The organism is Desulfosporosinus hippei DSM 8344 (assembly GCF_900100785.1).
GTDB classification, from domain to species: Bacteria; Bacillota; Desulfitobacteriia; order Desulfitobacteriales; family Desulfitobacteriaceae; genus Desulfosporosinus; species Desulfosporosinus hippei.
Window position 1 is genome coordinate 154,638 of the sequence record NZ_FNCP01000006.1, and the last position, 20,136, is coordinate 174,773.

The 20,136-nt window shown below is 43.3% G+C and carries 22 protein-coding genes; all 22 read left to right on the forward strand.

Annotated features, from left to right (window positions below; all coding sequences use genetic code 11):
• The first annotated feature begins 45 nt into the window (after window positions 1-45).
• Entirely contained in the window at window positions 46-738 is a 693-nt protein-coding gene (gene sleB, locus BLS16_RS07395) for a spore cortex-lytic enzyme (RefSeq protein ID WP_092331784.1), read from the forward strand.
• A gap of 10 nt (window positions 739-748) precedes the next feature.
• On the forward strand, window positions 749-2,113 hold the full coding sequence (locus BLS16_RS07400; RefSeq protein WP_092331786.1) for a PepSY1/2 domain-containing protein: 1,365 nt from the start codon (window positions 749-751) through the stop codon (window positions 2,111-2,113).
• A gap of 249 nt (window positions 2,114-2,362) precedes the next feature.
• Window positions 2,363-2,797, forward strand: coding sequence for a YwiB family protein (locus BLS16_RS07405; protein ID WP_092331789.1), 435 nt, complete (start codon window positions 2,363-2,365; stop codon window positions 2,795-2,797).
• The gene (gene argS / locus BLS16_RS07410; protein WP_092331791.1) at window positions 2,797-4,479 is read left to right on the forward strand and encodes an arginine--tRNA ligase; all 1,683 of its coding nucleotides are present in this window, start codon (window positions 2,797-2,799) and stop codon (window positions 4,477-4,479) included. The genes BLS16_RS07405 and argS overlap by 1 nt, the downstream gene beginning before the upstream one ends.
• A gap of 92 nt (window positions 4,480-4,571) precedes the next feature.
• Window positions 4,572-4,979, forward strand: coding sequence for a DNA-directed RNA polymerase subunit delta (gene rpoE, locus BLS16_RS07415; protein ID WP_034600842.1), 408 nt, complete (start codon window positions 4,572-4,574; stop codon window positions 4,977-4,979).
• Window positions 4,980-5,204: 225 nt separating this feature from the next.
• Window positions 5,205-6,800, forward strand: a complete 1,596-nt coding sequence (pyrG, locus tag BLS16_RS07420; RefSeq protein WP_092331794.1) for a CTP synthase — start codon at window positions 5,205-5,207, stop codon at window positions 6,798-6,800.
• Window positions 6,801-7,026: 226 nt separating this feature from the next.
• On the forward strand, window positions 7,027-8,109 hold the full coding sequence (locus BLS16_RS07425) for a lipid II:glycine glycyltransferase FemX (RefSeq protein WP_092331796.1): 1,083 nt from the start codon (window positions 7,027-7,029) through the stop codon (window positions 8,107-8,109).
• Between the two features lie 4 nt (window positions 8,110-8,113).
• The gene (gene alr / locus BLS16_RS07430; protein ID WP_092331799.1) at window positions 8,114-9,301 is read left to right on the forward strand and encodes an alanine racemase; all 1,188 of its coding nucleotides are present in this window, start codon (window positions 8,114-8,116) and stop codon (window positions 9,299-9,301) included.
• Between the two features lie 18 nt (window positions 9,302-9,319).
• Complete coding sequence (locus tag BLS16_RS07435) at window positions 9,320-9,691, forward strand: response regulator (protein ID WP_176786099.1); 372 nt, start codon at window positions 9,320-9,322, stop codon at window positions 9,689-9,691.
• A gap of 107 nt (window positions 9,692-9,798) precedes the next feature.
• Window positions 9,799-10,485, forward strand: coding sequence for a hypothetical protein (locus BLS16_RS07440; RefSeq protein ID WP_014905289.1), 687 nt, complete (start codon window positions 9,799-9,801; stop codon window positions 10,483-10,485).
• Window positions 10,476-11,330, forward strand: a complete 855-nt coding sequence (locus BLS16_RS07445) for a class II fructose-1,6-bisphosphate aldolase (protein WP_092331802.1) — start codon at window positions 10,476-10,478, stop codon at window positions 11,328-11,330. Before BLS16_RS07440 ends, BLS16_RS07445 begins: the two co-directional genes overlap by 10 nt.
• 43 nt (window positions 11,331-11,373) lie before the next feature.
• The gene (fsa, locus tag BLS16_RS07450) at window positions 11,374-12,012 is read left to right on the forward strand and encodes a fructose-6-phosphate aldolase (RefSeq protein WP_092331804.1); all 639 of its coding nucleotides are present in this window, start codon (window positions 11,374-11,376) and stop codon (window positions 12,010-12,012) included.
• A gap of 215 nt (window positions 12,013-12,227) precedes the next feature.
• A complete protein-coding gene (gene glpX / locus BLS16_RS07455; RefSeq protein WP_034600834.1) occupies window positions 12,228-13,199 on the forward strand; it encodes a class II fructose-bisphosphatase in 972 nt (323 codons plus the stop codon).
• A gap of 126 nt (window positions 13,200-13,325) precedes the next feature.
• On the forward strand, window positions 13,326-13,523 hold the full coding sequence (gene rpmE / locus BLS16_RS07460) for a 50S ribosomal protein L31 (RefSeq protein WP_014905285.1): 198 nt from the start codon (window positions 13,326-13,328) through the stop codon (window positions 13,521-13,523).
• 164 nt (window positions 13,524-13,687) lie between these two features.
• On the forward strand, window positions 13,688-14,569 hold the full coding sequence (locus BLS16_RS07465) for a DUF1385 domain-containing protein (RefSeq protein WP_092331807.1): 882 nt from the start codon (window positions 13,688-13,690) through the stop codon (window positions 14,567-14,569).
• A 16-nt stretch (window positions 14,570-14,585) separates the two neighbouring features.
• Window positions 14,586-15,656: a peptide chain release factor 1 gene (prfA, locus tag BLS16_RS07470; RefSeq protein WP_034600832.1), complete on the forward strand. Its 1,071-nt coding sequence runs from the start codon at window positions 14,586-14,588 to the stop codon at window positions 15,654-15,656.
• Between the two features lie 64 nt (window positions 15,657-15,720).
• Window positions 15,721-16,566 (forward strand): peptide chain release factor N(5)-glutamine methyltransferase, encoded by an 846-nt coding sequence (gene prmC / locus BLS16_RS07475; protein ID WP_092331810.1) that lies wholly within the window; start codon window positions 15,721-15,723, stop codon window positions 16,564-16,566.
• Between the two features lie 6 nt (window positions 16,567-16,572).
• On the forward strand, window positions 16,573-17,619 hold the full coding sequence (locus BLS16_RS07480; protein WP_092331812.1) for an L-threonylcarbamoyladenylate synthase: 1,047 nt from the start codon (window positions 16,573-16,575) through the stop codon (window positions 17,617-17,619).
• A gap of 62 nt (window positions 17,620-17,681) precedes the next feature.
• The gene (locus tag BLS16_RS07485; protein WP_092331815.1) at window positions 17,682-18,266 is read left to right on the forward strand and encodes a manganese efflux pump MntP; all 585 of its coding nucleotides are present in this window, start codon (window positions 17,682-17,684) and stop codon (window positions 18,264-18,266) included.
• A gap of 86 nt (window positions 18,267-18,352) precedes the next feature.
• Window positions 18,353-18,802 carry a low molecular weight protein arginine phosphatase gene (locus tag BLS16_RS07490; protein WP_092331817.1) on the forward strand — a complete coding sequence of 150 codons (450 nt, stop codon included), beginning with the start codon at window positions 18,353-18,355 and terminating at the stop codon, window positions 18,800-18,802.
• A gap of 278 nt (window positions 18,803-19,080) precedes the next feature.
• Window positions 19,081-19,530 (forward strand): ribose 5-phosphate isomerase B, encoded by a 450-nt coding sequence (rpiB, locus tag BLS16_RS07495; protein ID WP_092331820.1) that lies wholly within the window; start codon window positions 19,081-19,083, stop codon window positions 19,528-19,530.
• 37 nt (window positions 19,531-19,567) lie between these two features.
• Entirely contained in the window at window positions 19,568-20,134 is a 567-nt protein-coding gene (locus BLS16_RS07500; RefSeq protein WP_092331822.1) for a TIGR01440 family protein, read from the forward strand.
• Window positions 20,135-20,136: the final 2 nt, after the last annotated feature.

The following is a 20,136-nucleotide window of genomic DNA, read 5'->3' on the forward strand; positions in this document are numbered from 1 at the left end:
CGAACTTTGCCACACTAAAGACTATCAACAAAGTGAGGTGAGGGTATGAAAGTACACATTAGGCATTGGAGGATGGTTATAACCATCGGATTATTACTGAGCATAACTCTGTCTGGGTTTGCCTATGCTGCTTTAGGCGATCGGTTACTAGGCAGAGGGAGTAAGGGGTCTGAAGTAACGGAATTACAAAAGAAGTTGGTTCAGTTAGGTTATGCTGTTGGAACCGTTGATGGAAAATACGGATCCAAAACTGAAGCAGCGATACGACGCTTTCAAAAGGAGCATGGGCTAAGAGTCGATGGATTAGCTGGAACACAAACTATAAAGGAACTAAAGCGCTTAACTGGGCAGAGCACTAATGCATCAGGAAAGGCTGTAGGTTATAAGAACATTGACACTAATCTATTGGCTCGAGCGGTGAATGCTGAGGCAAGAGGAGAACCTTACATTGGCCAAGTGGCTGTAGCTGCAGTAATCTTAAACCGGATTGCGGATCCTGCCTTCCCAAAAACAGTTGCTGATATCGTTTATCAACCGAGAGCCTTTTCCAGTGTAGATGATGGTCAAATCAATTTGCCTCCTTCAGCATCTGCGATGCGTGCTGCACAAGAAGCAGTAACCGGATCTGACCCCTCCGGCGGAGCGCTCTTCTTTTTTAATCCGGCAAAAACATCAAATAAATACATTTGGTCAAGGCCACAGATTAAACAAATCGGAAATCATATGTTTACGAAGTAGGGGGACAAGCATGCGCAGAAAACTTTGGATCGGTGCTATAACATTAGCCTTGTTAATCTCACTGGGCTGGGGTTGGAATGAATATCGTTTAGCGGGAGAATATAGGCTTGCTGGAGAAAATAATAATCGAAGGGCTTTGAACGATTTTGCAAGTCATCTTGATCAATTGGAAACAGATTTGGCCAAAGGAAATGTGGCTAGTAATCCTGCTCAAAAGATACTTTACTTAAGCCAAGTCTCTAGTAAAAGTGAGGCGGCCCTTAAGGATTTCGCTCAAATCCCTGCCCAGCAGACCGGACTGAGTTATGTAGGTCAATTCTTAACACAGTCCGGTGAGTTTGCTCGGATTTTAGCTCAAAGAGTTGCTGGGGGAGGGACGATTACTTCTGAAGAAGAAACGACTCTAAGAGATATGCATGAACGTCTGATGCCGGTTAATCAACAAGTTCAAGACTTAATTCTTAGAATGGACACAGAAAAGTTAGTTTGGACAGATCCTGATCCATCCTGGAGGCAACGGCTTGGCTTAGGTACTCAAGTTGCAGAGGCTGCAGCGGATGGCTCGGAAGCTCCTTCTAAATCAGTAAGCTCTGGTCTTGATCAGCTAGATGCGAGCTTACAAAAGCTTCCTCCGTTTTCGTATACGGGGGAGTATGCTACTCGAGTTGTTGCAAAACCATTGGGCCTCCCTGCGGGAGAAGTGACAAAAGATCAAGCCCTGGAAAAGGCCCGAGATTTCTTGAGTAAAATTGGATATGGCGATGCAACCCCCGAATTTTCGGGAGAATCCCAAACTGAACTTGCTTGTTATATTTTCAATTACAAAGAATCCTATCTGGAAGTTAGTCGTCAAGGAGGGGCTATAGTCCTCTATCGTGATCAAAGAGCGATTGAACCTAAGACACTCAGGGTAGAAGATGCATCCAACAAAGCGAAGGCTATTTTACAAGCCTTAGATTGGCAACAAGTAGCGATAACATCAAGTGAAGAGTTTGGTTCATATGTTCAATTTGATGCAGTCTATGAAAAAAATGGGGTAAGGATTTACCCCGACAAGGTACGCCTGATGATTGCTTTGGACAATGGTCAGCTAGTAGGATTTGATGCCACACCCTATTATGCATTTCATCATGAACGGACTTTCCCAGCAAAACTTACAATGGAACAGGCTGTACGTAAATTGCGACCGAATTTTCAGGTTTTAGAGAGTCGTTTAGCCGTTATTCCGAAAAGCGGGAATAAAGAAGTTTATAGTTATGAGTTTCGAGGTCGGTATCAAGGGGAAGAATACCTTATATATCTAAATGCAACCAATGGTGCTGAGGAGAAAATCCAACGAATTATTAAGACGCCTCGAGGAGAATACCTTAAGTAAATATCCACTGAACAATGATAAGCGAGAGGGAAATCTCCCTCTCGCAATTAGTGCTTTCAATATAATTAATTGGAGTTAAAAAGATTTTCGCAATCATTCTTCTACAGGATATCCCAGGGGTTATGTAATTGTTTTTAATTTCTTGACAAACAATAAAGGATTTTTATTAATTTACGAGAATAGGCACTTATACAAATTATACGTTATAATTCATTCATCATGACTTTTCATAAGGAAGGAGCGATTTCTATGCAAAAAAATGCATCGGTTCAAATCAAAGGGACACAAAAATATCCGGAAGGGCAAGAAGATCAACAGGAATTGCTGACCTTTGGGAAGTTTTATGAACGAAACGGAGTTTTTTATGTAGTATATAAGGAAGAGGGAAAGAATACTACGGATCTAGGTGAAGTGACAACATTTATAACGATAAAAGCAGGAGCGGTTATCTTAAATCGCAAAGGTGCCGTGGATTTGACCCAAGAATTTAGAAAGGGAATACTTAACAACAGTATTTATACCACCTGTTATGGGAAACTATGGTTAAGCGTCTTACCCCACAAAGTAGAGTCTGACTTGACAGTCCATGGGGGACGTATTAGTCTAGAATATGACCTTTTTATCGATGATAAGTTGGTAAGTCACAATGGTCTTTTGGTAAACGTAAAGGAGGATATCCCTTAATGAGTCTCTACGAGAATATAAAGACAAAGATTACAAACCATTTAGTTGAAGCTGCAAATAAGGCCAAGGCAGTTGGGGAATTGAATTTTGAGGAATTGCCAAGTTTCGTTTTAGAGGAACCGAGAGAAAAGCAACGTGGAGACTTGGCCTCGAATCTAGCTATGGTGTTGGCTAAGCAAGCAAAGCGTTCCCCTCGAGATATTGCGGCTGCACTTATTAAGCATATGGAAACTAGCGGGACATGGATAGAATCCTCTGAAATTGCAGGAGCTGGTTTTATTAACTTTCGCTTAAACCCTGCCTGGCTCACCGGGGTTATTACAGAGGTGTTAAAAGCTGGGGAAAGTTACGGAGAAGGGGATATTGGAAAGGGCCAAAAGTTACAAGTAGAGTTTGTTAGCGCTAACCCTACAGGATTACTGCATATGGGTAATGCCCGAGGGGCAGCCTTGGGCGACAGTTTGGCTTCATTGCTTTCTAAGGCCGGGTACGAGGTTACCCGAGAATTCTATATCAATGATGCTGGAAACCAAATACATAATTTTGGTTTATCCCTGGAATCCAGGTATTTGCAGCAACTCGGTGAGGATGTCCCTTTTCCGGAAGGTGGTTATCACGGTGAAGACCTGATTGACACAATCAAGGGTTTAATTGCTAAAGTAGGGGATAAGTACTTATCAGTTGAATCGGGACTAAGAAGAGAGTTGATGGTTCGCTATGCCTTAGACGAAAAAATGAGGAATATTAGAGAAACCTTAGAGGATTTCGGAGTCACCTATGATGTTTGGTTTAACGAACAATCTCTGCATGATTCAGGAGCAGTTCGTTCAACGATGGAAGACCTAGAGAATAAGGGGTACATTTACGAAAAGGAAGGCGCTCACTGGCTTAAGTCTACACAATTTGGTGATGAAAAAGATGAGGTAGTCATTAGAAGTAATGGTTCCCCAACTTATTTTGCTGCTGATATTGCTTATCATCGCAATAAGTTTGACCGTGGGTTTAACAAAGTCATCAACATTTGGGGGGCGGATCACCATGGGCATGTGGCTCGAATGAAGGGTGCCATGTCTGCCTTAGGGTATGATGCCGAAAATCTTCAAATAATTCTTATGCAACTAGTCCGTCTTATCCAAAATGGTGAAGTAGTAAAAATGTCTAAACGTTCCGGTCAGTACATTACATTGCGGGAATTGATGGACGAAGTAGGAAAAGATGCCGCGCGGTTCTTCTTTATTCTAAGGGATCCTGATTCTACAGTGGAGTTTGATATGGATCTGGCTAAATCACAGTCATCGGATAACCCGGTTTATTATGTTCAGTATGCATTTGCCCGCTTATGCAGTATTTTGCGCCAAGCTGATGAGTTAGGCACCTTGGATATTCCTCCTACAGAAGAGGAGCTTTTGCGCCTAAACAGCTCTGAGGAACGGGAATTGCTGAAAAAGATGGCAGATTACCCAAGTGAAATCATCGTCGCGGCACGTTTAATGGAACCCCATAGACTTGCTCGTTATGTCCTTGATTTAGCGGGACTCTTTCATACTTTTTATAATAGTCAGCGCGTACTTGTTGAAGATGAAGCTTTGCGAAGAGCACGTTTGAGCTTGGTAAGAGCTGTAAAGCAAATTGTAGGCAATGTATTAAACATACTAGGCGTATCAGCCCCAGAAAGAATGTAAATTTATAATGTTTAGATCAGGGATTAGCAGGAAATATTTAGGGGTGGGCCGAATATAGTGATATTCAAAACGACGAAGGGCGGTGGAGTTTTTTGACCCACTCTTTAAGTAGAAAAGACAAACCAACGGAAGCAGATATAGCATATGAGGTTCTGAAAACCCAGGGTAATCCGATGCATTATCAAAACTTAATCGAAGAAGTGCTTCAACGTTTAGGAATTTCTCAAGAGGCTATCAGGGTAGCTGCGGCACTCACCCAGATTAATCTAGACACAAGATTTACATTCCTCGGAAAGGGCGAATGGGGATTAAAGGTTTGGGAGCCTGCAAAAACGTCTCGTCGGGCACCGGCGGTAACTCTGATAAACAAAGGTTCTTTGGATGAAGACGATAAATCTGACTCGGAGGATTTAGAGGATGAATCCTTGGACGAGGATATTTCCGAAACGGATGAAGTTTTTGATGAAGCAGATGAAGGTCAACGTGGAGAGAAGTGGTAGTCAGATTATCATAAAGACACTTCTAAAGGATGCAGGTCAACCTTGACATCCTTTAGAAGTGTAGCTAAAATAAGGGTAAGGATAATATTCTTGATCGGGAATAGCTGGACTACTTATGCAAAATAAACATAGTCAATTGACTGGTAGAATAAAGCTAGTGCGAAACTAGCTTTATTTATGTGTTTTGGCCCAACATTTAAGCTCTGAAAGGAAATGGTAAAGCTCATGACAAAATTTATTTTCGTAACTGGCGGAGTGGTGTCTTCCCTTGGCAAAGGAATCGCTGCCGCATCCCTGGGTTGTCTTCTGAAAAATAGGGGTTTTAAAGTGGCAATTCAAAAGTTTGACCCCTATATTAACATTGACCCTGGGACAATGAGTCCGTACCAACACGGTGAAGTGTTTGTTACGGATGATGGGGCAGAGACAGATTTAGATCTAGGCCACTATGAGCGCTTCATCGATGTGCCGGTCTCGAAGAACAGTAATGTTACAACGGGTAAGGTCTACTGGTCGGTTATACGAAAAGAGCGTAAAGGAGATTATTTAGGAGGAACAGTTCAAGTTATTCCTCATATCACCAATGAGATTAAAGAGCGGGTTTATCGAGTTGCTAGAGAGAGTCATCCTGACTTTGTAATTACTGAAATTGGTGGTACCGTTGGAGACATTGAGTCTTTGCCGTTTCTGGAAGCTATCCGCCAAATGAAAAATGACATTGGGCGAGAAAATGTTATTTATATTCATGTCACCCTGGTGCCATACTTGGCTATGTCTGGTGAATTGAAGACAAAACCAACTCAGCACTCTGTTAAAGAACTGCGTGGAATTGGTATTCAGCCCTCAATAATTGTTTGCCGAACAGAAAAGGCCCTTTCCAAAGAGATGAAGGAAAAGTTAGCGTTGCTTTGTGACGTGGATTTAGAAGCTGTTGTACAGTGTCTGGATGCCTCAACCATTTACGAAGTTCCCCTTATGCTTCAAGCGGAAGGCTTTGATGATATTGTCCTGCGCAGTGCAGGTCTTGAAGCCCCTGCAGCCGACATGACCGAGTGGAAAAATATGGTTGACAAGATTAAATCTCCAACTCGTGAGATCGAGATCGCAATTGTAGGTAAGTATGTTGCACTTCCGGATGCTTATTTAAGCGTAGCAGAAGCTTTGCGGTCTGCGGGAACTGAGCATGGTGCTAAAATCAAAATTCGTTGGATTGATTCTGAGAACATTGAAGAAGAATCGGCTGAAAAGTATTTAGCAGGCGTGGATGGAATCCTGGTTCCGGGAGGTTTTGGAAACCGAGGGATTGAGGGAAAAATTGAAGCGATTCGCTACGCAAGAGAAGGTAAAATTCCTTTTCTGGGTATTTGCTTAGGAATGCAAACAGCGATTATAGAAATCGCCCGTAATCTGTGCGGTATGGAACGAGCTAACAGCACAGAGTTTGATGCAGATACACCTTACCCAGTCATTGATATTCTTCCGGAGCAAAAGGACATCGAAGACAAGGGTGGCACCATGCGCTTAGGAATTTCTCCTGCTAAACTGGTAGAGGGCAGTAAGGCCTATCAAGCTTATCAAGACCAAGTTGTTTATGAACGTCATCGTCATCGGTATGAGGTTAACAACCAGTTCCGAGCAGAGTTGGAGAAGGTAGGATTAAGGTTTTCGGGAACGTCTCTTGATGGACGGTTAGTTGAAATTTCAGAGTTCCTCGATCATCCTTGGTTTGTCGCTTCTCAGTTCCATCCGGAGTTTAAATCACGACCGAATAGAGCACACCCGCTATTTAGGGAGTTTATACGGGCGACGCTTACCAAATAATCGTTGCTTGAGGCACAAAGTTGCCAGCCTAGGAGGTTATGGCTTGCGAATTAGCGCGAGGTTCATTATTGAGAACCTCGCGCTTCCTGTATACTAAGGCAGAATCATTGCAACAGGGCTGGGCTGTCGCCTGTTGGGCGAGGCTGAGCTTTCTTTATTAATAATAGCTTGCTGATTAGAGGAATCGAACCATGGGAAGAATGGTTAGAGGAAGGGGATTGAACCGATGACCTATATTGCTAGGTGGATCGATAAAAGTGAGCATACACGCTTTAATGAGTTTTTGGCAAAACACCCCAAAGGACACGTGCTTCAAACTTGGGAGTGGGGAGAAATCAAAAGCAGGACGGGATGGCAGCCTTGGCGATTAATTATTGAAAATAACCATGAAATTGTGGCAGCAATCTCAATACTTGAAAGAAAGATTCCGTTGGTAGGAATTCCTATCTTTTATGCGTCTAGGGGGCCGGTAGTCGACTGGAAAAATGTTGAGTTGTTTGATTTAGTTTTAGCTGAAATTAAAAAATTAGCTAAAAAACGGGGAGCGATTTTTTTAAAGGTTGATCCGGATTTACCATCTTCAGAAAAAGAGTTAGAACAGTACTTAATATCTAGAGGTTTTAAGTCGGCTGAGAGTGGGAAGGGCTTTGAAGGAGTTCAGCCAAAGTATGTGTTTCGTTTGGATATTTCCCCGGAGGAGCAGACTCTTCTTAATAATATGCAGCAAAAAACCCGGTATAATATTCGTTTGGCGCAGAAGAAAGGGGTTCAAATCCGCAAAGGAACTCGTGAAGATTTGCCGGATTTTTATCGAGTTCTCAAAGAGACTACTGAACGTGACCGTTTTTTGGTGCGAGCTTATTCCTATTTTGAAGACCTGTATGATTCCTTGGTTCCTGTGGGCTTAGGAGAATTATTTATTGCTGAGTACGAAGGGAATATTATCTCGGGTACATTGGCCTTTGTCATCGGAAATAAAGCTTGGTATATATATGGGGCTTCCTCCAATGCCCATCGCAATGTTATGCCTAACTACTTAATACAATGGGAAATGATACGTTGGGCTAAGTCATTAGGATGCACGCTGTATGATTTTCGAGGGGTGCCCGGGCATTTGACGGAAGAGAATCCCCTTTATGGCCTTTATCGCTTTAAGAAGGGGTTTAATGGCGAGTATACAGAATTCATCGGAGAATGGGATTTAGTGTACAGGCCTATTACGTATTTCCTCTGGAATCATTTGGAACCGCTTTATTCCGATGTTTTAAAGGGAGTAATCGCTAAATTACGGCGAGTGCGGAGGAGATGACACCATGTCTGGAACATGGATCGAAGTGGACTTGGATGCCATAGTAAATAATTATCAAGAAATAATTAAGCACCTCCATCCTAAAGCAAGATGTATGGCAGTTGTCAAGGCTGATGCCTATGGGTTAGGTGCAGTACAAGTAGCGCTTGCCTTAGAGCAAGTGGGATGTGAAGCTTTCGCGGTTACCAAGGTTGAAGAGGGGATAATCTTACGTAAAAGTGGAATAAAGGGACTCATTTTAGTACTTGGGCCGACCACCCAAGAAGAATGGCCGGAAGCCATTAAATCACAATTACAACTAACAATCACAGAGTTATCACTAATTGCTAAACTGAATGAGGTCTGCCTCAGCCTGTACCAGGCTGCCCATGTACAGCTCAAATTGGAAACAGGTATGGGCAGAACCGGCTTTCGGTTAGAGGAGCTTAGTGAGCTATCTAAATTACTAGGGAGTGCAGATTGTTTAAAGGTTAGGGGAGTATATACTCATTTTGCTCGGGCTGCCCAGAGGGATAAGCGCTATACTTTGGAACAATATGCCACCTTTAAGGCCCTTGTTGCTCGCTTGGAGGAATTGGGAATTAATCCTGAATGGAAACATGTTTGTAACAGTGCTGCTTATCTAGATTATCCTGAGTGGCACCTGGACTTTGTCCGAATTGGAACACTTTTAATTGGGCATTACCCAGGTCCGGGCTATAGCGGGAAATTATCATTAAAAGACCCATGGATTGCCAAGAGCCGAATTGTTCATTTGCGAAAAGTTCCCAAAGGGACATATGTGGGGTATCAAAGCATCTATCGTACTAAGTCAACTACTCAGCTGGCGGTAATCCCGGTGGGATATGCAGATGGACTAGGAATAGCCCCCCATTTTGTTCCCCAAGGATGGGTGGATTTTATAAAAATAGTCATAAAAAATTTTGCTGCCTTAATAGGTATTTTTCTTGGTCAAGAACGAGTAGAATTAGGGGGACGGACTGTTCGAGTTGCCGGGAAGATTGGAATGCAGCTTACAGTACTTGACGTTGGAATGCAAGCTTGTACGTTAGGAGATGAGGTTAGAATTCCATTGCGAAGGACATTAGCGAATCCACGGATACATAGAAAATATAAGCAAGGCGGACGAATTTTGTCAGAACGAACTATTGAAGAAGGACTTTCAACCACAAATACAGAATATTCACTTTAGACTTCATAAAGGAAAGGGATGTGGGGAGTGGCTAAGATTCTTGTAGTAGATGACCAACTTGGTGTGCGTCGCCTACTCTTTGAGACCTTCCGAGAGGATCAGCACGAGGTTGAGATGGCTGCGAATGGAGAAGAGGCTGTTGAATTATTGAAATCATTTAAGCCTAACCTTATTTTAATGGACATGAAGATGCCGGGGATGAACGGGATTGAAACTTTAAGGCAAATTCGTTCTTTAGACCGTCAAGTTGGCGTGATTATGATGACAGCCTATGGCGATGCTCAAAATATGGAGCAAGCTAAGGAACTTGGAATTCTCCATTATCTGGGCAAGCCTTTTGATTTATTTGAATTGAGAGAACGGGTAAGAGAGATATTAATTAACGCCTAAATCTTTAGAAAGTGGTTCCCTCCTGACTGACCTAGTTTTCTTTTATAGAAAAGGCAGGAAAATCTTCTTGCATGACGAAGTATAAGCTGTAGGAAGAGGTGGGAATTATGATTCTAACGACAAATACTACGATAGCTATACAGTGTTCCCAATGTGGAGAGCTAGAATTTCATGCCCTCTCTCTCTTTGCATTTTCTCGGCAAGGACGTAAGAATCTCCATTGTGGTTGTGGCCGTCAACTGATGTCGGTAACCAGCAGAAATCGGAGACAGTTTAACGTCGCTTATGCTTGTGCTTACTGTGGGGAGACCCATTATTTAAAATTAAACCATCATGCAATCTGGGGCAAAGAAGCTCTGCCTCTTACTTGCCCTGATGTGGGAGCTTCGGTGGGTTATATCGGATCAAAGCAAAAAGTTACACAGGCTTGTCGTGAACGTGAAAAATCCCTTGGGGAATTGGCATTAGAGTTAGGGTATGAGGAAGAGTTTGAAAATCCTGAAGTAATGCTTTGGGTTTTGGATTATCTTCGCAGCTTAGCTAGGCAAGGAGATTTAGGGTGTGCCTGTGGCAATCACCAGTTAACCTTTGAACTGTTGCCAGACCGTGTCGAGCTTTATTGTGAATGCTGTGAAGCGGTAGGAATTATTTACGCGGATAGCTCAGATAATGTCCGCCAAATTGAAGGAATAAAATCTGTTTATTTGGAAGAGAATAAGACTTGGCTTATCAATAGTCCGTTGAGGGGTCAACATGTCTCGAGATCAATGGAGGAGGAAAAGAAATGGCGTTAGTATCGATGGTCGAATTATTAGATAAGGCGCAAAAAGGAAAATATGCAGTGGGTGCCTTTAATTGTAATAATATGGAGATCGTCCAGGCGATAGTGGCTGCTGCAGAGGCGGAAAAAGCCCCTGTAATCATCCAAGCAAGTCAAGGTGCAATAAAATATGCGGGAATTGAATACATTACTACTTTAACCAAGTTGGCAGCCGAAAAAGCAAGTGTGCCAATTGCTTTGCATTTAGATCATGGCACAAGTTTCGCTCAAGTAATGCAATGCGCACGCCATGGGTTTTCTTCAGTAATGATTGATGGATCCAAGCATCCTCTTGAAGATAATATTGCTTTAACGAACAAAGTAATTGAAGCTGTACGGCATTTGGGTATTTCGGTTGAAGCAGAATTAGGGAAAATCGGTGGGACAGAGGATGACATTACGGTTAGTGAACGGGAGGCCTTGTTTACTGACCCTGAAGAAGCTGAGTATTTTGTACAGAAAACTCAAGTAGATGCTTTGGCAATTGCTATAGGAACAGCCCATGGGCAATACAAAGGTACTCCCAAACTTGATTTTGATCGTTTAACCCAGATTAGAGAAAGAGTCTCCACACCCTTGGTATTACACGGTTCTTCAGGAGTACCAGAGGACGCGTTGCGGGAAGCTATTTCACGAGGTGTTTGTAAAGTTAATATAGATACGAATATCCGGGAAGCATTTGTATTTGCTGCACGTCAAGCACTTGAAGGAAACCCGAAGGAAATTGACCCTCGAAAAATGTTAGGGCCTGCTCGAGAAGCGGCTACAAAGATAATTCAAGAAAAAATTCGGATTTTTGGAAGCGTTGGGAAGGCATAACTCGACCACTAGAAAGAATGCACTTTAGAAAGAAGGTAGCTGAATGCAGTTTTTCTTAGACTCTGCAAATATCGAAGAAATTAAGCAAGCTTGGAATATGGGAGTAATAGGGGGACTTACTACAAATCCCAGTTTAGTTGCTAAAGAAGGAATGGACTTCCATGAACTTCTTAACACGGTGATTGGGATTGTTGATGGCCCGATTAGTGCAGAAGTAATAGCCCTTGATTATGAAGGGATGTTGCAGGAAGCACATGTACTGGCTGCTATTCATCCAAACATTGTAATTAAGATTCCGATGACAGAAGAGGGTCTCAAAACTGTAAAAGTATTAAGCAGCGAGGGAATAAAAACAAATGTCACACTAATTTTTACGGCTAACCAAGCTTTACTGGCAGCTAGGGCCGGTGCATCCTATGTTAGTCCTTTTCTTGGTCGGCTGGATGATATCGGGGAAAACGGATTAAATCTGCTAGCGGATATCTGCGAGATCTACCAGGCTCATGGCATCTCAACCAAAACTATTGCTGCGAGTATACGAAATCCAGTCCATGTGACTGAATCGGCAAAAATAGGAGCGGATTTTGCAACGGTTCCTTTTGGGGTACTGAGGCAACTTTTCCGGCATCCATTAACAGATGCCGGCATCGAAAAGTTTTTGGCGGATTGGAAAAAACGATAGAACTGCTTTTATAGATAAAATTGGCATTGGCCTATCTGAATGGATAAGGTGATGCCAAATTTTTATGTTTATATAGAGTACCTATGAAACTTGGTTGAAAAACAAATAAAAGCGTGTCACAATAAGATAGAGATTTTTAAAAGTGGTTTCATTCTGTTTCACAATCAATGGAATAATTCTTTAAGGTTGGGTTAAGATTTAAGGGGGAATTGAAATTGGAGAGAGAACTTACAATGGAATTTGCCAGAGTAACAGAGGCCGCGGCCTTAGCCTCGGCGCGTTGGGTAGGTCTCGGAAATAAAGATGCTGCAGATAACGCCGCAGTGGAAGCGATGCGAGCGGTTTTTGATACTATTCACATGGATGGGACAGTGGTTATTGGAGAGGGAGAAATGGATGAAGCTCCGATGCTATACATTGGAGAACGAGTTGGCAACGGAGAAAAACCTCAGTTAGACGTGGCTGTTGACCCACTCGAGGGAACGAATATTGTGGCCAAAGGTATGGCCGGAGCAATAGCGGTTGTAGCAATTGCTAAGAAAGGTTGCTTGCTTCATGCTCCGGACATGTATATGGATAAAATTGCTGTTGGCCCTGCCGCGGTTGGTCGGATAAATCTTGATGCCCCAGTAGCAGAGAATGTTGCCAATGTTGCAAAAGCATTAGGTAAGAGTATGGAGGACATCACGGTTGTAATTATGGATCGGCCAAGACATCACAAGCTGATTCAAGATGTGCGTGCTTGTGGGGCGAGAATTCGTCTCATTACTGATGGAGATGTATCTCCGGCGGTGGCTTGTGGTTTTGAAGATACTGGGGTGGATATGATGATGGGGGTCGGTGGAGCCCCGGAAGGGGTTCTCGCTGCGGCGGCCCTCCGCTGTATTGGCGGAGAGATGCAAGGGCGTTTATGGCCGGAAAACGATGAAGATATAGCTCGCGCTAAGGCTCTGGGGATTACGGATGTTCATAAATTGTTAACAATGGATGATTTAGTAAAGGGCGATGATGTCTTTTTTGCTGCCACAGGAATAACAGAAGGTCCTTTAGTACGGGGGGTTACCTTTACTGCAAAGGGTGCCCTGACTCATACTGTTGTGGCTCGCGGTAAGACCGGAACAGTTCGGTTTATTGAAGCAAGGCATAGTTTTGATAAAAAGCCACGCTATGCGATGAAGGGTTGTTAAAACTTAGAAAGACAATCCTTGACCGTTTAATACTCCTTGTGCTAGAATAGTAAGAGTTGACTGGAAATTGTTTTTTAAGGTGCGACAAAAAAGCGCCTCGATCCAAATGGGAAAGAAGGTGAAGACATGAAAGAAAAAATTCACCCAAAATATGAACAAACCACTGTTACATGTGCTTGTGGAGAAGTTATCCCAACCGGAAGTACAAAAATGAACATTAAAGTGGAAATTTGTTCAAAATGCCATCCCTTCTATACCGGGGTACAGCGGTTTGTCGATGCTGGCGGACGGGTTGATCGGTTTAAAAAGAAATATGGGATGTAAACAACGGCCTGCGGTCGTTGCTGGTGGAAAAGCAGAGCGCAAGCTCTGCTTTTTGCGTAATTACTTAAAGTGATGCGCGAGTACGCGGTGCGAAGGGCGATAGTTTACCTTCGAGCCCAGAACTTCGCCCACTGCGCCTCCATATAATAGAGGAGGACGAAGGGATGAGCAGACCGGTTCAATATGGCGGGCAAGCGGTCATCGAAGGTGTAATGATGCGCGGGCCCCAGGAGAGTGCTATTGCGGTAAGGCTGCCCAATGGAGAGATTGAAGTTACTCGCAGTAAGCTCAATACATGGTCATCAAAATCGATCATGAAATTACCCTTGATTCGAGGTTTTGTTGCGCTTGTTGATTCCTTGGTCCTTGGAACTCGCTCCTTAACATTTTCCGCCAATCGTTCTATGGGAGAAGAAAAGGATGGAAAAGAACTTGGCTTTTGGGAAATGGCCTTAACAATAGGAGTTGCCTTTGCCTTAGGTCTTTTGCTTTTTGTGGGATTGCCTACGGGAGCAGCACACTTGTTTCAAGCAAGGGTTGTTGGCGCGGTAGGGCAGAATCTTTTAGAGGGAGCAATAAGACTTGTAATTTTCTTTTTGTATATACTTCTAATATCTCGACTTAAAGACATTCAAAGAGTTTTCCAATATCATGGAGCAGAGCATAAAGCAATATTTACGTATGAAGCAGGGAAAGATCTTACTATAGAAAATGCTCGCTCTTTTTCAAGACTCCATCCGCGCTGTGGGACTAGTTTTCTACTTATAGTTGTTATTGTAAGTGTTTTTGTATTTGCTTTCGTGGGACTGTATCCCTTGTGGTGGAGGTTGCTTTCTCGTATGTTGCTCATGCCTTTGGTGGCTGGGATTGCTTACGAGGTCTTAAAATTTTCCTCGCGAAATCTGGAGTCTCCCTGGATGCAGTGGTTTATTGTTCCTGGCTTGTTATTACAAAAATTAACAACACGAGAACCGGATGATGCTCAGTTGGAAGTTGCCCTAGCAGCTTTAAAGGGCGTATTAGATTCAGGTCAAGAACTATCGTAATTTTTGAGGTGTAAAAATGTTAGAGAAACTTTATGAAATTGAACGGAAATATGATGAATTAACAGAACTCCTTAGTGATCCGGAAATTATCTCTAACCAGAGTGAATGGCAAAAATATGCTAAAGCTCAGGCGGGGATGACAAATCTCGTCACAGTGTTTAGGGAATATCAAGAAGTGAAGCGGGAATTAGATGAGACCGAGACCCTGCTACGAGAAAAGTTGGATCCCGAAATGCAGGAGATGGCTGAGCAAGAAAAAGAAAACTTATTATCAAAATCCGAGGAATTAGAAGAGCAAATTCGAATTCTACTTTTGCCAAAGGATCCCTTGGATGAGAAAAATGTCATTATGGAGATCCGCGCTGGAGCCGGAGGAGATGAGGCATCATTGTTTGCAGGTGACCTGCATCGTATGTACACACGCTATGCAGAAGGTCAGGGCTGGAAGGTTGAAGTTCTCAGTGTGAGTTATTCTGATGCTGGGGGCTATAAGGAGATTATTTTCCTGATAGAAGGGCACGGGGCTTACAGTAAATTGAAATTTGAAAGTGGCGTACATCGTGTTCAGCGGATTCCTGCCACAGAATCTTCCGGGAGAATTCATACTTCGACAGCCACAGTAGCGGTTCTTCCTGAAGCAGAGGAAGTTGAAGTCTCTATTAACCCCAATGATCTGCGTATTGATGTTTATTGCTCCAGTGGACCGGGGGGACAGTGTGTAAATACAACACAATCAGCGGTTCGTGTTACGCATATACCGACTGGAATTATTGCTTCTTGCCAGGATGAAAAATCACAGCTTAAGAATAAAGAGAAAGCTTTACGCGTCTTACGTGCTCGCATTTTAGAAAAAGCACAAGAAGAAGCCATGGGTGAACAAGCCTCTGAACGCAAGAATCAAGTAGGTACCGGAGACCGAAGTGAGAGAATACGAACCTTTAATTTTCCTCAAGGGCGTGTGACGGATCATCGAATAAACCTTACGCTGCACCGCTTGGATACGATCTTGACGGGAGATTTGGGTGAGATTATTGAAGCCCTTAATTCTTCTGATCAGGCAGAACGGCTAAAAGCAGAAATACAGTAATTGTTAAATGAGATTCGAACTTACGAATATCGAGTCTCGAACATCGAGTAAGGGGTTTGCAGGTTTGAAAGTAATTGATGGAATGCGTTGGGGCGAGAGTGAACTTTTAAAAAAAGGGATTGATAATTCTCGCTTTGACGCAGACTTGTTATTAGCTGAGGTTCTAAAGGTAACAAGAGATCGTTTATACTTGGATTGGGATCGAATTTTATCAGAGCAAGAGTCGGAACATTATCAGAAACTCATACAACGACGTTCTGAGAACGTCCCGCTGCAGTATATCTTAGGTCGACAAGAATTTATGGGGCTTTCTTTTTCTGTTGATGAAAGAGTACTTATTCCCCGTGCCGACAGCGAGGTTTTAGTCGAGAAATGTTTAGATATTCTAAGGCAAGATCATAAAAATGGGCTGGATCGCCCTGTTAGAGTTGTAGATCTTTGTACTGGAAGTGGCGTCTTGGCAATTTCCTTAGCGCATTTTTTCCCGTCTGCAGAGGTGCTTGGAGTTGATCTTTCCCCAGGTGCATTAGAGGTAGCGCAGCAAAATGCCAAACAGTTAGGGGTTCCGGTACAATGGCGACAAGGGGACTTTGTGGATTCCATCCGGGGAGAATGTTGGGACTATGTGATTACAAACCCTCCTTATGTTTCTGCAGAAGACTATCGCCAGTGTGCACCTGAGATTTTCCATGAGCCTGTTATGGCCTTTTTAGGTGGAGCGGACGGATTGGATTTTTATCGGCGTTTAGCTAATGAGATACGCCCTTTATTGAATCCTCAAGGGAAAGTACTGATGGAGATTGGCTGGAATCAGGCAGAAGCTGTTTGCAAGCTATTTCGGTTAAATGGCTTTAAAACAGAGGTCTTTTCGGATTTGGCCGGACGTGATCGAGTGATCTTGGCGAGGTGAGTGATAATGGAGACAAAAAGAATTTCTGTTGATAGAGTCAATCCAGAAGCTGAACTAATAAAAGAGGGTGCGGAGTGGCTAAGAGCAGGCGAGTTGGTAGCCTTTCCAACAGAAACAGTTTACGGGCTGGGAGCAAATGCTTTAGATGCTTCAGCATGTGCTAAGATCTTTGCTGCAAAGGGAAGACCTCAAGATAATCCGTTAATTGTGCACGTTTCCAGTCTTTCTATGGCCAACTCTTGTGTTAATAATTGGACGTCTTCAGCAGAGTTATGTGTTAAGAATTTTTGGCCGGGTCCATTAACCTTAATCTTGCCGAAAACCAGCTTAATCCCGGATATTGTAACTGCCGGCCTGGATAATGTTGCTGTTCGTATGCCCAGTCATCCGGTTGCCCTACGCTTAATAGAGGCGGCAGGAGTCCCAATTGCCGCCCCTAGTGCCAATCTTTCCGGGAAGCCTAGTCCAACTAGAGGCGGCCATGTCTGGCGGGATATGAAAGGGAAGATACCCCTAATTCTTGATGCAGGAGCCTGTGAGGTTGGGTTGGAATCAACAGTGCTCGATGTCAGTGGGGAGGTTCCCACTATTCTTCGTCCGGGTGGGATTACCAGGGAACAGTTAGAAGCGGTATTAGGGGACGTTTATACAGACTCTTGTTCCGAAAATCAAGCTCCCAGAGCCCCTGGAATGAAATACAGGCATTACGCGCCTCAGGGCGAATTAATTTTGGTTAGCGGCCAGCGGGAAAGAGTCGTACAACGAATGGTTCAAGAAATCATAAGAGGACATTCCAGGTTTAAGAAGGTGGGAGTACTGTGTACATTGGAAAGTGCATCCTATTTGCATGACCGGCATCCTGATCTTTTGTTTGTTCTAGGTTCAAAAGATCAACCTTCGGAAGTGGCAAGGAATATGTTTGAGGGATTAAGGTTGTGTGATGAAAGGAAAATGGATTTAATTTTGGTTGAAGGTATTGAAGAAGGCGGCTTAGGGAGCGCGGTGATGAACCGCTTAGAGAAAGCAGCGGGAAAGCGAACTCAACACATTTAGAAAGTAATTCGTCTAATCATCCCTTTCCATTGCATATACATAGGGGAACGGAGGGGAAGGGTATGAATTTGTTATGGGTTGTGGCTGTTGCAACTGCTTTGGGAGCAGATGCATTTTCCTTAGCTCTCGCAATTGGGTTAGCCGGTATAAGAAAGAGCATGATGGTCAGGTTAGTGTTATTAGTAGCTGTATTCCACGTATTTATGCCTCTTAGCGGCATGATGCTCGGCCAAGCTTTGGGGTCAATTTTGGGGCAATTTGCAAGTTTGGCTGGAGCGTTCGTTCTAATTGTTTTAGGAGGCAGAATGCTCTATAAGATTTATTGGCCGGCTAAGCAAAGTTTGCCCTTTGGAGAAGCTAGACAGGCCTTTTTTGCTGGGAATATTACCAATCAAAGCTCTCTGGAAGGATACGGTATTTATCTTTTGGCAGTAAGTGTAAGTTTAGATGCCTTAAGTGTCGGGATTTCACTTGGGACTATTCGAGCGGATATTTTTATGACAGTTCTGATTATGGGTATGATTGCGGGATTGATGACTGGAATTGGTTTGGTTTTAGGACGAGTAATGGGGACAAGGTTGGGAGATAGGGCTGAATTATTCGGCGGATTGGCGTTACTATTAATTGGTATCAAACTTCTCTTTTAGCCTATTTGGATCCGAACTCGACAATTTCTGCTGCAACTTTATTATGGTGTAAACCCATTTTTTTCTTCAATTGAGGTGAGTTTTAAATGTTAAAACTTTTATTTGTTTGTACGGGAAATACCTGCCGTAGTCCGCTGGCTGAAGGAATTGGCCGGTGGATGTTCGGTGATTTGGTTCAAGTAAGTTCGGCTGGAATGGATGCCTGGGACGGAGATCAGGTTAGCCCTCATGTGGTAGAGATTCTTAAAGAACGGAAAATAGATCTTTCTCAGCATCGTGCTAGAAGAATAACTGAGGAGCTAATGGCTGATGCAGATTGGGTTATCCCTATGACATTGGCTCAAGAAGAAGGCTTAAAGCGTCGATTCCCTCATTGTATTCATAAAATCCGACGTTTGGGAAATTGGGGAGGAGAAAACCGGGATATAATCGATCCATGGATGGGTTCTCTGGAAGTCTATCGCCAGACAGCGTTGGAAATCACAGACTTGTTAAGTATTTTAAAAAACCAAGTAAATCTAGGTGATTGGCACTGAATAAGCATAATAAGTAGAAAAAATGTCTACACTAGCGGCGTGAAACGTCGCTTTATTTGCAGTCAGAAAAACGGTGAAATTTGTTTGTTGCATCAGACCCCCATGCCGTTGTGTGGGAGCACTGATGAAAGTAGAACTTAGGTCTTATACTTGCTAAGCATAACTAAGGCTCCGCCCCGCTGGAAGGCTGGGCCGGCAAAGTTTTCTTTAGCTGTTTTTGCAGGACTTTTAAACTATCTAGAGAATAAAGTAGTGAATTAAAGAGGGAGGATTAAAGAGTGAAAGTTGCGCTGGGTGCTGATCATGGTGGATATGAACTAAAAGAAGCTATTCGCAAGCATTTACAAGCACAGGAAATCGAAGTTTTTGATTTCGGAACCCATTCCAATGATTCCGTAGATTATCCAAAGTACGGTTTTGCAGTTGGAAGTGCAATCATTAAAGGGGAAGCAGATTTAGGGATTGTGGTTTGTGGCACGGGACTAGGAATTTCTATGGCCGCAAATAAAATACCCGGAATCCGTGCTGCCCTTTGCTCTGAGACCTTTTCAGCCCGAATGGCAAGAGAACATAATAATGCCAATGTTTTAGCATTAGGTGCTCGGGTAATTGGGATAGGACTTGCTCTGGATATTGTAGACATTTTTTTAAAAACCGAGTTTTCAGGTGGAAGACATGCCCTTAGAGTAGATCTGATTTCTAACATTGAAAGAGGCGAGATGGTGTAGTCTCCCTCTAATTTAATTTGAAAGGAGGAGGAGTGCCTTGCCTGAAGATAAACAGATCAAAGAAAGCTTGCAGGAAATAGCTAAAACATGGAATGAAGTACTGGATGCCTTCTTCCTAAAGGCTGGTTTACAGTCTCGACAAATTCTTGTCTTAGGGTGCAGTACGAGTGAAGTTATAGGCCACCATATTGGGCAGGGAAGCAGTTTGGAAGTCGCAGAAGTGTTACTTCCTCCTCTCTTAGATCGAGCAAAGCAACAGGGGGTTTTTTTAGCAGTTCAAGGTTGCGAACATATTAATCGCGCTCTGGTACTGGAACGAGCTTGCGTAGAACATTACAGATTGGAAGAAGTAACTGTACTTCCTGCGCTTCACGCAGGAGGAGCTATGACTGTGAAAGCCTGGGAAAGCTTTTCTTCCCCTGTTATGGTAGAGCGAATTCAAGGACATGCAGGGATAGATGTTGGAGATACATTTATCGGAATGCACTTAAGGCCCGTAGTAATCCCAATACGTATACATGTTAAAGAGCTGGGTCAGGCCCACTTAACCATGGCGCGCACAAGACCACGCCTTATTGGTGGCCAACGGGCAGCGTATGCCTAGAC

What these genes read in the sequence shown, in the direction of transcription:
- BLS16_RS07435 (WP_176786099.1), top strand. Translation starts at nt 9,320, where the DNA reads ATGTGGGGAGTGGCTAAGATTCTTGTAGTAGATGACCAACTTGGTGTG.
- BLS16_RS07490 (WP_092331817.1), top strand. Translation starts at nt 18,353, where the DNA reads ATGTTAAAACTTTTATTTGTTTGTACGGGAAATACCTGCCGTAGTCCG.
- prfA (WP_034600832.1), top strand. Translation starts at nt 14,586, where the DNA reads ATGTTAGAGAAACTTTATGAAATTGAACGGAAATATGATGAATTAACA.
- BLS16_RS07400 (WP_092331786.1), top strand. Translation starts at nt 749, where the DNA reads ATGCGCAGAAAACTTTGGATCGGTGCTATAACATTAGCCTTGTTAATC.
- alr (WP_092331799.1), top strand. Translation starts at nt 8,114, where the DNA reads ATGTCTGGAACATGGATCGAAGTGGACTTGGATGCCATAGTAAATAAT.
- BLS16_RS07480 (WP_092331812.1), top strand. Translation starts at nt 16,573, where the DNA reads ATGGAGACAAAAAGAATTTCTGTTGATAGAGTCAATCCAGAAGCTGAA.
- BLS16_RS07425 (WP_092331796.1), top strand. Translation starts at nt 7,027, where the DNA reads ATGACCTATATTGCTAGGTGGATCGATAAAAGTGAGCATACACGCTTT.
- BLS16_RS07440 (WP_014905289.1), top strand. Translation starts at nt 9,799, where the DNA reads ATGATTCTAACGACAAATACTACGATAGCTATACAGTGTTCCCAATGT.
- BLS16_RS07465 (WP_092331807.1), top strand. Translation starts at nt 13,688, where the DNA reads ATGAGCAGACCGGTTCAATATGGCGGGCAAGCGGTCATCGAAGGTGTA.
- argS (WP_092331791.1), top strand. Translation starts at nt 2,797, where the DNA reads ATGAGTCTCTACGAGAATATAAAGACAAAGATTACAAACCATTTAGTT.
- BLS16_RS07445 (WP_092331802.1), top strand. Translation starts at nt 10,476, where the DNA reads ATGGCGTTAGTATCGATGGTCGAATTATTAGATAAGGCGCAAAAAGGA.
- rpmE (WP_014905285.1), top strand. Translation starts at nt 13,326, where the DNA reads ATGAAAGAAAAAATTCACCCAAAATATGAACAAACCACTGTTACATGT.
- BLS16_RS07405 (WP_092331789.1), top strand. Translation starts at nt 2,363, where the DNA reads ATGCAAAAAAATGCATCGGTTCAAATCAAAGGGACACAAAAATATCCG.
- BLS16_RS07485 (WP_092331815.1), top strand. Translation starts at nt 17,682, where the DNA reads ATGAATTTGTTATGGGTTGTGGCTGTTGCAACTGCTTTGGGAGCAGAT.
- fsa (WP_092331804.1), top strand. Translation starts at nt 11,374, where the DNA reads ATGCAGTTTTTCTTAGACTCTGCAAATATCGAAGAAATTAAGCAAGCT.
- pyrG (WP_092331794.1), top strand. Translation starts at nt 5,205, where the DNA reads ATGACAAAATTTATTTTCGTAACTGGCGGAGTGGTGTCTTCCCTTGGC.
- sleB (WP_092331784.1), top strand. Translation starts at nt 46, where the DNA reads ATGAAAGTACACATTAGGCATTGGAGGATGGTTATAACCATCGGATTA.